The organism is Enterobacter cloacae complex sp. S1, assembly GCF_014930525.1.
Taxonomy (GTDB): Bacteria; Pseudomonadota; Gammaproteobacteria; order Enterobacterales; family Enterobacteriaceae; genus Enterobacter; species Enterobacter hormaechei_C.
Genome location: NZ_JADBRE010000033.1, coordinates 21,499 through 33,893, shown reverse-complemented (window position 1 = coordinate 33,893; position 12,395 = coordinate 21,499). Strand labels below are relative to the sequence as shown.

At 57.3% G+C, this 12,395-nt stretch carries 9 protein-coding genes and 1 pseudogene; 7 read left to right on the top strand and 3 right to left on the bottom strand.

Annotated elements, in window-relative coordinates:
• Positions 1-8 precede the first annotated feature (8 nt).
• The gene (gene pqqU, locus IM290_RS19130) at positions 9-2,126 is read right to left on the bottom strand and encodes a TonB-dependent receptor PqqU (protein WP_193042546.1); all 2,118 of its coding nucleotides are present in this window, start codon (positions 2,124-2,126) and stop codon (positions 9-11) included.
• Between the two features lie 246 nt (positions 2,127-2,372).
• On the opposite strand from pqqU, the gene IM290_RS19125 reads away from it, so the two are divergent.
• The gene (locus IM290_RS19125; RefSeq protein WP_023303790.1) at positions 2,373-3,434 is read left to right on the top strand and encodes a YncE family protein; all 1,062 of its coding nucleotides are present in this window, start codon (positions 2,373-2,375) and stop codon (positions 3,432-3,434) included.
• Between the two features lie 92 nt (positions 3,435-3,526).
• Here the strand turns inward: IM290_RS19125 and ansP are convergent, their stop codons facing one another.
• Both ansP and IM290_RS19115 read right to left on the bottom strand, forming a co-directional pair.
• Positions 3,527-5,023 carry an L-asparagine permease gene (ansP, locus tag IM290_RS19120; protein WP_015570454.1) on the bottom strand — a complete coding sequence of 499 codons (1,497 nt, stop codon included), beginning with the start codon at positions 5,021-5,023 and terminating at the stop codon, positions 3,527-3,529.
• 327 nt (positions 5,024-5,350) lie between these two features.
• Positions 5,351-6,241, bottom strand: coding sequence for a LysR family transcriptional regulator (locus IM290_RS19115; RefSeq protein WP_033487813.1), 891 nt, complete (start codon positions 6,239-6,241; stop codon positions 5,351-5,353).
• Between the two features lie 112 nt (positions 6,242-6,353).
• Here IM290_RS19115 and IM290_RS19110 point away from each other — a divergent pair, with 112 nt between their 5' ends.
• From IM290_RS19110 to IM290_RS19080, 6 genes and pseudogenes are all read left to right on the top strand, one after another.
• Positions 6,354-6,752 carry a cupin domain-containing protein gene (locus tag IM290_RS19110; RefSeq protein WP_015570456.1) on the top strand — a complete coding sequence of 133 codons (399 nt, stop codon included), beginning with the start codon at positions 6,354-6,356 and terminating at the stop codon, positions 6,750-6,752.
• 71 nt (positions 6,753-6,823) lie between these two features.
• Positions 6,824-7,363: a shikimate kinase gene (locus tag IM290_RS19105; protein ID WP_017693371.1), complete on the top strand. Its 540-nt coding sequence runs from the start codon at positions 6,824-6,826 to the stop codon at positions 7,361-7,363.
• A gap of 109 nt (positions 7,364-7,472) precedes the next feature.
• The gene (locus IM290_RS19100) at positions 7,473-8,474 is read left to right on the top strand and encodes an LLM class flavin-dependent oxidoreductase (RefSeq protein ID WP_193042547.1); all 1,002 of its coding nucleotides are present in this window, start codon (positions 7,473-7,475) and stop codon (positions 8,472-8,474) included.
• Entirely contained in the window at positions 8,471-9,592 is a 1,122-nt protein-coding gene (locus IM290_RS19095; protein ID WP_017382285.1) for an amidohydrolase, read from the top strand. The genes IM290_RS19100 and IM290_RS19095 overlap by 4 nt, the downstream gene beginning before the upstream one ends.
• 16 nt (positions 9,593-9,608) lie before the next feature.
• A pseudogene (locus IM290_RS21680) lies at positions 9,609-11,872 on the top strand (NtaA/DmoA family FMN-dependent monooxygenase).
• Positions 11,873-11,881: 9 nt separating this feature from the next.
• Positions 11,882-12,391: a GNAT family N-acetyltransferase gene (locus IM290_RS19080; protein WP_193042548.1), complete on the top strand. Its 510-nt coding sequence runs from the start codon at positions 11,882-11,884 to the stop codon at positions 12,389-12,391.
• The last annotated feature ends 4 nt before the right edge of the window (positions 12,392-12,395 follow it).

Here is a 12,395-nt window from a genome sequence, read left to right as displayed (position 1 = left end):
AAAATGTTTTACTCAAAGCGATAAGAGACCGACAGGCCCACGCCATAGTTACGGCCAGGGGCGGGTTCGTAATAGCGATTGTAGCCAGCGTTAACAATCTCTGAACCGACGTACTCTTTATCAAACAGGTTATCGACGCGACCAAAGATGTCCATTCCCCATTTGCCGTAATTGAGTTTATACCCGGTATTCAGACCGACCACGGTATAAGAGGGCGCTTTGGCGGTATTGGTGTCGTTTGCCATCACGTCGCTCATGTAGCGGGCATCTGCCCCCGCGTACCAGCCTTCCTCAGGCTCCCAGCCAAACGACGCATACCCCATGTTACGGGCAATCCCCGGCATCCGGTTGCCGCTACAGTCTGCATTGCTACAGACGTTGGTACGGTAGGTCGCATCGAGATAGGTCCACGCCATTTTCAGCTTCCAGTTTTCGGCAAACTGCTGGTCGAGCGCAATTTCCACACCCTGACGGCGCGTTTTCCCCGCATTTTTGTAGGTAGTGCGACCATCTTTGTTTTCGTCCACCACGATCTCGTTGTCGGTATCCGTGCGGAACAGCGCCGCCGTCAGGATGCCATTGCCGATGCGGGTTTTGCTGCCAATCTCATAGGTGTTGTTGGTTGACGGTTGCAGATTAATATTGAGGCCGCCTTTGCCATCAGAACGGTAGGAGAGTTCGTTGATGGTCGGGGTCTCAAATCCACGTCCCGCCGCGGCATAAAGGTTCCAGGCGTCGGTCACGGCGTATTTCACCGCACCAGCCGGGAGCCATTTATGGTAGCTGGCGTCACCGCTGTCATCGCCGTTTTGCGGGGTAATGTAATGATCGTTGGAGTCAAACCAGACGGAGCTGTAACGCACGCCCGCCTCAACGGACAGCTTTTGCGTGAGCTGCCACTGGGTTTGCAGGTAGGGATCAAGGTTCCACATCAGGTTACGTTCGTCACGGCGTTTGTTACCCTTCACGCCAAAATCCGGCACGCCGTTGTTCATCACGAAGTTTTCATACCCGCGGCGATTTTCACTCATATTTTCGTAGTTAAGGCCGGTGGTAAACGTTACCGGCACCAGCAGCTCGCCGCGGTGGGTCCAGCGGGTATCAATACCCTGATAATGGCGCTGCATATCAATTACGCCGCCCGAATGCGCAGGATTGTCACGCTGAGTGGACGCCGGAATGGACTGGTACTGGGTCATTTCACGCTCACCGGCGTACATCATCACGCTGAGGTCGTCCTGTTCGCTCAACTGACGGTCGTAGCGGATCCCGGCCTGGGTCTGCTTAATGGTTTTACGCGTATTGTACTGATCGCCACGGGGTGACTGGCGCGGGTTGTTCTGCCACTCCTGATAACTCAGTCCGCCCGGATCGTTGGCTTTCATGTCCACGCTGTTAAAAATCAGCGTTAGCTTGCTGACATCATCAATGCGCACGCCCAGTTTCGCATTGGCGAGGTTTTTCCGTGCGCCGCTGTGGTCACGATAGCCATGGGTGCTGAAACGGGTGGTGGATACCGCATAGTCCACATCCCCCGCCTGAGTCCCGTCGCCCACCGCACCGGTGGCCTTCATGCCGTAACGCCAGGTGCCGTAGCTGCCGTAATAGCTGCTGGCTTCAATTGTGGCTGGCTGTTGTCCGGTCTGGGTGTTGATGTTGATCACGCCGCCGGAGGCATTGCCGTACAGGGCAGAGAAGGGGCCGCGCAGCACGTCGACGCTCTCAATGCTGTTGAGGTCAATGTTTGATGTCTGCCCCTGGCCGTCGGGCATGGTTGCCGGAATGCCGTCCACGTACATGCGGATCCCGCGTACGCCGAAGGTCGAACGCGCGCCGAATCCGCGAACGGAAAGTTGCAGATCCTGAGCATAGTTCTGGCGGTTCTGGATTTGCAGGCCTGGTACGCTCCCAAGGGATTCAGAAAGGTTGATGCGCGGTGTGGCATGTCGCATATCCTCGCCGCTCACCACGCTGACTGCGGCCGGGGTGTCCAGTTCGGAGACGGTTTGCGGCGTGGCGCTGACGATCAGGGTCTGTTCATCCGCGGCCATCGCACTCAGCGGGCCAAAAATGACGGGAACGAAGAGCAGTGGTAGTGATGCCTTACGGGCAGTAATAATTTTCATGGAGTAAACCGGTTAAGAAAAATTCGAACCAAATCAACTGGAACCTGTGTATATATGTTAAATCCTTTGTAAATGTTATGAAAACTATAACCGCACATTTCGTGAATGTAAGGTTTTGAAGGAAAGAAATACTCCACATTCAACTCATTAATGATTACTATTCTCATTAAAATAACGGCAAAGCGATGACTTTGCCCACCGGAAGTGATGTCAGCGGTAAATCTCCTCATTTAAAAAGGAATTGTTATGTCTTTACGTCATCTGTGCTCGCCGCGCCTGCGTGGGTCTCTGCTGTTGGGCTCTTTACTGTTTGCCGGTACGTTCCAGGTTCATGCCGCTGAAGAGATGCTGCGCAAAGCGGTCGGCAAGGGCGCGTATGAAATGGCCGTCAGCCAGCAGGAAAACGCGCTGTGGGTTGCGACGTCACAAAGCCGCAAAACCGATAAGGGCGGCGTGGTCTATCGTCTGGATCCGGTCACGCTGGAAGTGACGCAGGCGATTCATAACGATCTCAAGCCGTTTGGCGCCACGATCGATAACGCCACCCAGACGCTGTGGTTCGGTAACACCGTCAACAGCACCGTGACGGCGATTGACGCCAAAACGAGCGAGGTGAAAGGGCGCCTGGTGCTGGACGATCGCAAGCGTAGCGACACGGTGAAGCCGCTTCAGCCGCGCCAGCTGGTGGCCGATGACACGACCAATACGGTGTACATTACCGGTATCGGCAAGGAGAGCGTGATCTGGGTTGTTGATGGCGCAACGCTGAAGCTGAAGGACACCATCACCAATACCGGCACGTTCAGCACCGGTCTGGCCCTGGATGCGAAGGCAAAACGCCTGTATACCACCAATGCGGACGGCGAGCTGGTGACCATTGATACGGCAACTAACAAAATCCTCAGTCGTAAAAAAGTGCAGGATGACGGAAAAGAGCACTTCTACCTGAACCTGAGCCTGGACACTGCCGGCCAGCGTGCGTTTGTGACGGATTCAAAACAGCCAGAAGTGCTGGTGGTGAATCTGAAAGATGGCAGCGTGATGCAGAAAATCGCCGCGCCAGCATCGCTGGCCGTACTGTTTAACCCGGCGCGTAACGAAGCCTATGTGACGCACCGCGAGGCGGGCAAGGTGAGCGTGATTGACGCCAAAACCTACAAAGTGACCAGGACCTACGATACCCCGGTTTACCCGAACAGCCTGGCGCTGTCTGCGGACGGTAAAACGCTGTACGTAACGGTGAAACAGAAATCAACCCGTCAGCAGGAAGCGACCCAGCCTGACGATGTGATTCGTATCGCGCTGTGATGGTGGAATTGCCCGGTGGCGCTGCGCTTACCGGGCCTACAAAACCATGAGATGTAGGCCGGGTAAGGCGAAGCCGCCACCCGGCTTTTTTATTAACGCGAGGTTTCTTCTACCAGCGGTGCGTCGTGCTTTTCATCGTCGTGATGAAGCGGCGCGGTGCTGTGGATCTCGTGAACGCGCTTACGCACGCCGAACCAGCCAGCAATCAGCAGAACCGCCAGCAGTGGGATCGTCGCGATGGTGTAAGTACCGTTCGGGTAGTCAAACGCCATCAGTACCAGCACGCTGAACAGGAACAGCAGGGTGAGCCAGGAGGTCACCGGTGCGCCCGGCATCTTGAAGCACACATCAGCCGCTTTGCCTTCTTTGATCGCTTTGCGCAGACGCATCTGGCAGACCACAATAAAGGCCCAGGAGGCGATAATCCCCAGTGCAGCCACGTTCAGAACGATCTCAAATACGCGGGACGGCACCAGATAGTTCAGGAACACGCCAAAGACGTAAACCACCAGCGTGGCCAGAATCCCCGCATAAGGAACCTGCTGCCTGCTCATCTTCGACATAAACTTCGGCGCAGAGCCTCCCATCGACATGGAGCGCAGGATACGGCCCGTCGAATAGAGCCCGGAGTTCAGGCTGGAGAGCGCGGCGGTCAGTACCACGATGTTCATGATGCTGCCCACGTACGGCACGCCCAGCTTAGAGAAGAAGGTTACAAACGGGCTTTGCCCCGCCTGGTATGCATTCCACGGCAGCAGCAGCACCAGCAGCACCACGGAACCCACATAGAACAGACCGATACGCCAGATCACGCTGTTGATGGCTTTTGGCACCATCGTCTGCGGATCTTTACATTCGCCTGCCGCCGTACCGACCAGTTCGATGGAAGCAAAGGCGAACACCACCCCCTGCACCAGCACCAGCGCAGGCAGCAGGCCGTGCGGGAAGAAACCACCGTTATCGGTAATCAGGTGGAAGCCGGTTGCGTTACCGTCCAGTGGTTTACCGGTACCGAGGAATACGGTTCCGACCACCAGGAAGATCACAATGGCCAGCACCTTCACCAGTGCGAACCAGAACTCCATCTCGGCGAACCATTTCACGCCGATCATGTTCATGGTCCCGACAATTGCCAGCGCCCCAAGGGCGAACACCCACTGCGGCACATCGCCAAACGCGCCCCAGTAGTGCATGTACAGCGCAACGGCGGTGATATCGACGATACCGGTCATCGCCCAGTTAACGAAGTACATCCAGCCCGCGACATACGCGGCTTTTTCACCAAGAAACTCGCGGGCGTAAGAGACAAAGCTGCCGCTGGAAGGGCGGTGGAGTACCAGTTCGCCGAGGGCGCGAAGGATGAAGAAAGAGAAGATCCCGCACACCAGATAGACCAGGGCGAGAGCGGGGCCAGCCATTTGCAGACGTGCGCCTGCACCTAAAAACAGACCTGTACCGATAGCGCCGCCGATGGCGATCATCTGCACCTGACGGTTGCCCATCGCCTTGTGATAGCCCTCTTCATGAGAGTTCAACCAGCGACGTTTCGCAGCATGATGATCGGCTGCGCTTTTATTGCTTGTTTTCATTGAGTTACCTGTTTGCCTGTCTGAACCATTAACGTGATAGTCCTGCCTGGCAGATGCCGAAACAAACGATTGCTTCTGCGCAGACACATGCTGCCTTTCCAGTCATTCTGTGTATGGATAAGGCAAAACATGGCGAGGCATCCTACCCGCAATTGTTAAGCGACGCAAAATATAACCGTGTCGAAAGTGATGCTCGTCGAAGGAAATCGTGTGGTCAGAGCAGACGGCGATCACAACGCGCTGAATCGTGACGTTTTTTTAGGCAAAAAGGTCTGCGAATTCTGATTTAATCATCAGGTTTACTTAATAGTTACTTATAGGTAGAGCTTATGAATGCCGCAGGGCTGCAATAAGTAATGCAAACGCGGTAGTGTGCTGGCGGCGGCTCGGATAGTACAGATGGTATCCCGTAAAAGCCGGGCACCAGGCTTCAAGCACACGCACTAACCGGCTCTCAGCAAGGGCGTCCTGAACCGCATCTTCCGGGACGTACGCCAGCCCCAGACCGTTTTCGGCGGCATCGATGCGTTGCGGCAGGCTGTTGAGGATCAGCTGGCCGTCAACCCGCACGCGCAGCTCACGTCCGTCCCGTTCAAATTCCCAGGCATATAACCCGCCGCGTGTGGGCAGGCGCATATTAATGCAGCGGTGCTGATCAAGCTGCTCCGGCGTTTCCGGTACGCCGAAACGTTGCAAATAATCTGCCGACCCGACGACCGCCATGCGCATGTCCGGCGCAATACGAACGGCAATCATATCTTTCGCCACCTGCTCACCCAGACGCACCCCCGCGTCAAAGCGGCCATCGACAATATCAGTCAGCCCATTGTCCACCGTGACTTCAACGTTGATATCAGGATACTGCGCCATAAAGGGTTTAAGCACAGGCCACAGCACCGCAGACATGGCGTGCTCCCCGGCGGTAAGGCGAATATTCCCGGCAGGTCTGTCGCGGGTATCACGCAGCGCGGTGAGTTCCTGCTCGATCTCCAGCAGATGGGGGCTTAAGCGCATGAAGAGTTGCTCGCCGGCCTCGGTAGGGGCCACGCTACGGGTGGTGCGGGTTAACAGACGGACTTCCAGCCTCGTTTCCAGATTTCGCATTGCGTGGCTGAGCGCCGACTGAGATACCCCAAGCTGCGCCGCGGCGCGGGTAAAGCTGCGCTCCCGGGCGACGACCATAAAGGAAAGCAGATCGTTGAAGTTGTCTTTTAACATGGTGGTTTACTCGATTTATGAAATGAATTCATGGTTCCTTTCTGATTATGCACTCTAATGCTCCCCATGGCTTTACGCTACTGTTAACGCAACAGCAAACGAGGAGTTAATCATGAAAATTATCCGTAGCGGTTCGTTACCTTCCGTTCAGGGGCCAGAGGCCTGGTTTACCGGCTGCGTGCGCATTGACGCGCCTTTCCAGGCGACTGAACCGGCAAAAGTCGGCGGCGCGACCGTCACCTTTGAACCCGGCGCACGTACCGCCTGGCATACGCATCCTCTTGGACAAACGCTGATCGTGACGCAGGGGCGCGGCTGGTTACAGGAGTGGGGGAAAGAGGCGGAACCGCTGAATCAGGGTGATATCGCCTGGATCCCACCCGGCGTGAAGCACTGGCACGGCGCAAGCGCGCAGACGGCCATGACCCATATCGCCATCGCAGAAGCTGTCGACGGGAGCCCGGTGGCATGGCTGGAGAAGGTCACCGACGAGCAGTATCCAAACGAGTAGTCTGGCGTTTCGTAAACAAATTATTAACGTTATGATTCGATCCGTTTTCTTCAGCATGTGCAGGCGGAACGGTGAAAATCAATATCATAGGCACCAGCGGAAGTGGGAAAAGCACGTTTGGCAGGCGAATCGCGGAGGCGCTGGCTATCCCTTACATTGAGATGGACAGGCTTTACTGGCGAGCGAACTGGCAGGGAACACCGGATGATGAGTTTCTTGCAACCCTGGAAAAAGCGCTCGCCGCCTCGCCTGACTGGGTCCTGGACGGGAATTACAACCGCACACGCGACGTTAAGTGGCGCGACGTCGATCTGGTGGTGTGGATAGATCGTGGGTTTATCCGCACGCTCTGGCAGGCGGTGACGCGGGCCTCCAGACGCGCCTGGCACAAACAGGAACTCTGGCCCGGCACGGGGAACCGCGAAAGCTTTCGTCGGTCGTTCCTTAGCAAGGACTCTATTATCATCTGGACGATCAAAACCTGGCGCAGCAACCGCAAACGATATGAGGCGGATATGCAAAACCCGCAGTACGCACACATTCGCTTTCTCCGCATTACCCGACGGCAGGATGCGGAAAGACTCATTACATCGCTCAAATCACGCCGATGACAGACTCTCTATTGCCGTTTTCCGGCAATCCAAATGTAAATTAATTGTTTCTCAGAGGTGAAATCCACCTTTAATAATGACGACATGTTAAGTCAAACGAGAACGCAACATGTCATGGCGAATCAGCATTCTGGATAAAAGCCCCGTCGCAGAACACGAAACAGCCGCCGATGCGCTGGCGCGAACCTTAGCACTGGTGCAACAGGCAGAAACGCTGGGTTATCACCGCTTCTGGATTGCCGAACACCACAATACCCCGCAGCTTGCCAGCCCCTCGCCGGAGCTGCTGATTGCCTGGATCCTCGGGCAAACAAAACGTATTCGCGTGGGCTCAGGCGGCGTCATGCTGCAACATTACAGCCCCTATAAAGTCGCCGAAAATTTTAACGTACTGGCCGCCATTGCGCCGGGCCGGGTTGATCTGGGCGTTGGCAAAGCGCCCGGCGGTCTGCCGCTCTCTACCCGCGCCTTGCAGCACGGCCTTAATCCGCAGGAAAAAGGCAGCTTTGCTGAACAACTGACGCAGCTCGATCGCTGGATCCGCCCTGAAAATCAGTCAGCGGAGGAGGACGTTCTCGCCACGCCGCTGCCGCCGGTGCCTGCCCGGGGGTTTCTGCTGGGCGCCAGCACAGAAAGCGCGCTGCTGGCGGCCTCCCTCGACTGGCATTTTGTCTTTGCCGCCCATCTGAACGGTGATCCTGAGCTGCTGCGCGAGGTCGTCACAGCCTGGCGTCAACACAGCGTCCGGGAGGTGATTGTGGCCGTGCAGGCCATTGTTGCCCCAACCCAGGCTGAGGCCGATGCGCTGGCGCAGAAGGTTGAAGTGTGGGGCGTGGAGCTGGCAAACGGACAGCGCGTCACCGTCGCCAGCGAAGAACAGGCCTACGCCTTTGCGCGGCAGGCGGGGAGTGAACCGGTGCGCATCGCGCGTCGGGCGCAGTCTCTGCTGGCCGGAACGGCGGCGTCGGTGCTTGAACAGCTCAACGCGTTGCATCAGCAGTGGGGGATTGACGAATTTATCATCGACACGCCGGTCGCTGATGGCGCAACGCGCGTACAGTCCCTGCGACTGCTGGCCGAGGCGCGTCCTGACAGGGAGGTTACCGTATGAGCTTTAGCGAACAACTGATTGCCTGGCGCCGTGAGCTGCACCAGAACCCTGAACTCTCTGGTCAGGAGGTCGAAACAACGGCGCGCCTGCGCGAGTGGCTGACGGCAGCCGGGATTGCCCCGCTGCCTTACGATCTCCAGACCGGGCTGGTTGCGGAGATCGGCACGGGCAACGCACTGGTTGCGCTGCGCGCCGATATCGACGCGTTACCCATCGACGAGCGCAGCGGGGTGCCGTTTAGCTCCCGGCGCGCCGGGGTGATGCATGCCTGCGGACACGACATTCACACCAGCGTGATCCTCGGCGCCGCGCTAAAGCTGAAAGAGCGGGAAGCCTCGCTCAACGGTCGCGTGCGGATCCTGTTCCAGCCAGCGGAAGAGAATTTCGGCGGAGCGAAAAGCATGGTGCGGGCCGGGGCGTTACGCGACGTACGCGCGATTTTCGGGATGCATAACGAGCCGTCACTGCCGGTCGGCGAGTTTGCCACGCGCGGCGGCCCGTTCTATGCCAACGTTGATCGCTTCGTTATTCACGTGACCGGCAAAGGCGCGCATGCCGCACGTCCCCATGAAGGCAACGACGCCATCGTGCTGGCAAGCCAGCTGGTAACCGCGCTGCAAAGCGTAGCCAGCCGTAACGTCAACACGCTGGATTCGGTTGTTCTGAGCGTGACGCGCATCGCCGGGGGGAATACCTGGAACGTGCTGCCGGAAAGCGTTGAGCTGGAGGGCACGCTGCGCACGCACCGCACGGAAGTGCAGCAGAACGTAAAAGCGCGCGTCGGTGAAATCGCCGCCGGATTTGCCAGCGCCTTTAGCGCGCAAATCAACATCACCTGGTACGCCGGGCCCACCGCGCTGGTGAACGATGAGCACTGGGCCGGGTTTGCCACCTCGGTCGCGCGCGAAGCGGGATATGAAACCCGGCATGCGGAACTGCACATGGGCGGGGAGGATTTCGCGGTCTATCTGCAAAACATACCCGGCGCGTTTGTCAGCATTGGCAGCAACAGTCCGTTTGGGTTACATCACCCGGCATTTAACCCGGACGAAGCATTAATCGAACCCGCTGCCCGCTATTTTGCTCAGCTCGCGGAAAAAGCCCTGCAACACGTTTAATTAATTTGAGGTGAATATGTCTGCACATCGTCAATTGCGGCTGGGGACCATTTTGCATGGTGCATCCGGAAATATGTCTGCCTGGCGCCACCCGGCGGCGGTCGCGGATGCCAGCATTAATTTTGATTTCGTTAAAGAAACGGCTTTAAAAGCAGAAGAGGGCAAGCTCGACTTTATATTTGTGGCCGACGGCCTTTATATTAACGAGAAATCCATTCCGCATTTTTTAAACCGCTTTGAGCCGCTGACGGTGTTGTCCGCGCTGGCGAGTATCACCTCGCGCCTGGGGCTGGTCGGCACGTTATCCACCTCCTACAGCGAGCCTTTCACCGTTGCACGCCAGTTCGCCAGCCTCGATCACCTGAGCAACGGACGCGCGGGCTGGAACGTGGTGACGTCACCGCTGGAAGGGTCAGCCAGGAACTTCTCCCGCGAAAAACACCCGGAGCATGCGCTGCGCTACCGCATTGCCGATGAGTATCTCGACGTGGTGAAGGGGCTGTGGGATTCCTGGGAAGGGGATGCCTTTATCCGCAATAAAGAGAGCGGACAGTTCTTTGATGCGTCGAAACTGCATACTCTTGATCACCACGGTGATTTCTTCCAGGTTTCCGGCCCGCTGAATATTGGCCGCACGCCGCAGGGACGTCCGATTGTCTTTCAGGCTGGTGCGTCCGACGACGGTAAAAAGCTGGCGGCAAAACACGCTGACGCCATCTTTACCCACCATGACACGCGGGAAGAAGCCCAGGCTTTTTACCGCGATGTTAAACAGCAGCTGGAAAGTCACGGCCGTCGCGCAGAGGATTTACATATATTCCAGGGCGTCAGCGTGATTGTTGGAAACGACGCCGATGACGTAGAAAACCAGTATCAAACTACGGCGGCACTGGTCTCCATTAATGATGCGCTGAATTACCTCGGACGTTATTTCGAGCATCACGACTTCAGCCAGTATCCCCTCGACGCGCCGTTCCCGGATATTGGCGATTTGGGCAAAAACAGCTTCCGCAGCACCACCGATGAAATCAAGCGTAACGCCCGTGAGCGCAACTTAACTCTGCGTCAGGTCGCGCTGGAAGCCGCATCGCCGCGCCCGCGTTTTTCCGGCACACCGGAGCAGGTGGCCGATGGTTTACAGGCCTGGTTCGAAGAGAAGGCGGCGGATGGCTTCATCATTCAGGGCGGCACGCCGGACACCTTCCCGCGCTTTGTCGACCAGGTGGTGCCCGTTTTACAGGCGCGCGGCCTGTTCCGCACCGACTATCCCGGCACCACGCTGCGCGAAAGTCTGGGCTTAGACGAGCCCAAAAATCAGTTCACACAACAATAAAAGAGAAAAATGCTATGCAGAAATCATCGCTTATTCTGGCGCTTGCGCTGGCCTTTACCCCTGCCGTCTGGGCAGAGAACGTCAATATTAACGGCACCGGCGTGAGCATTGAGGCCAATAAAACGCCGATCAATACCGCCAAAAACAGCGATGCGATCGCGCAACTGCCGAAAGACTATCGTTTTGCCGTGCCGGGGAAATTTACCGTGGCGGTGGCGGGACTGAATCAACCGCCACTGACGGTCTTTTCCGACGACAACAAAACTCTGCTGGGAAGTGAGGTCGACATCGCGCGTCTGGTAGCGGACAGCCTCGGACTGGAGCTGAACGTGGTGCCCACCTCCTGGGAGGATTGGCCGCTGGGGGTTGCCTCCGGGAAATACGACGCGGCTATCAGCAACATCACCGTCACTAAAGCGCGCAAAGAGAAGTTCGACTTCGCCACCTACCGCAAGGATTCACTTGGCTTCTACGTGAAATCCACCAGTCCGATCAACTCGCTTGTGAAGGCAGAGGATATCGCCGGGCTGCGCATCATCGTGGGTTCCGGCACCAACCAGGAGGCCATCCTTCTGGCATGGAACGAAGAGAACCTCAAAAAAGGGCTTAAACCCTTTACGCCGATCTACACCAAAGACGACGCGGCCCAAACGCTGGCGCTTCAGTCCGGACGCGCGGACGCCTACTTTGGCCCGAACGTGATCGGTGCCTGGAAAGCGGCGCTTAACGGTAAAACCAAACTGGTCGGCAGCGTCGACGGCGGCTGGCCGAAGGCGGCGCATATCGCGGTGACGCTGAAAAAAGGCAGCGGCCTGGTCGAGCCGGTTCAAACCGCGCTGAACGGCGCGATCAAGAACGGAGATTACGACAAAGTGCTGAACCGCTGGGGGGAAGGCGTGGAGCGTATCTCCAATTCCGAAGTTAACCCGGCGGGTCTGGGCGATTAAGGAGGCGCTATGCGCGAACAATTTCGTGACGTTTCGCCGGAAGATGCCGATCTTCAGCCCATTATCGAGGGGCTTTTCGGTGAGTACGCCGCTCGTTACGGCGACTACTTTTCAAAGGATGCGGAAGTCGAGCTGACAGAGTGGTACCTGGCGCCGCAGGGGCTGTTTATCGTCCTGGAGCGCGATGGCGAGATCATCGCCACCGGTGCGTACAAGCCCTTCGACGAACATACCGCAGAGATCAAACGCATCTGGACGAATAAAGCGCTGCGCCAGCAGGGGCTGGCCGCGCGCGTGGTACAGGAGCTGGAGCGCCGGGCGGTGCTGGCGGGCTACAGCCGCATCTACCTGACCACGGGGTTTCGCCAGCCGGAGGCGGTGCGGCTCTATCTCAGTCAGGGGTATCAGCCGCAGTTCGATCTTAACCGTGACCCGGAAGAGTACAGCCAGCCGCCGTTCGACGGTCGGCTGCGTTTCACCAAGACGCTGATCCGCGAAGCGCTCAGCAAAACCGCATAAGGAG

Bases quoted from the DNA above. Each gene is read 5' to 3' on its own strand.
- pqqU (WP_193042546.1), bottom strand. From the start codon at position 2,126: ATGAAAATTATTACTGCCCGTAAGGCATCACTACCACTGCTCTTCGTT.
- IM290_RS19125 (WP_023303790.1), top strand. From the start codon at position 2,373: ATGTCTTTACGTCATCTGTGCTCGCCGCGCCTGCGTGGGTCTCTGCTG.
- IM290_RS19115 (WP_033487813.1), bottom strand. From the start codon at position 6,241: ATGTTAAAAGACAACTTCAACGATCTGCTTTCCTTTATGGTCGTCGCC.
- IM290_RS19080 (WP_193042548.1), top strand. From the start codon at position 11,882: ATGCGCGAACAATTTCGTGACGTTTCGCCGGAAGATGCCGATCTTCAG.
- ansP (WP_015570454.1), bottom strand. From the start codon at position 5,023: ATGAAAACAAGCAATAAAAGCGCAGCCGATCATCATGCTGCGAAACGT.
- IM290_RS19100 (WP_193042547.1), top strand. From the start codon at position 7,473: ATGTCATGGCGAATCAGCATTCTGGATAAAAGCCCCGTCGCAGAACAC.
- IM290_RS19095 (WP_017382285.1), top strand. From the start codon at position 8,471: ATGAGCTTTAGCGAACAACTGATTGCCTGGCGCCGTGAGCTGCACCAG.
- IM290_RS19110 (WP_015570456.1), top strand. From the start codon at position 6,354: ATGAAAATTATCCGTAGCGGTTCGTTACCTTCCGTTCAGGGGCCAGAG.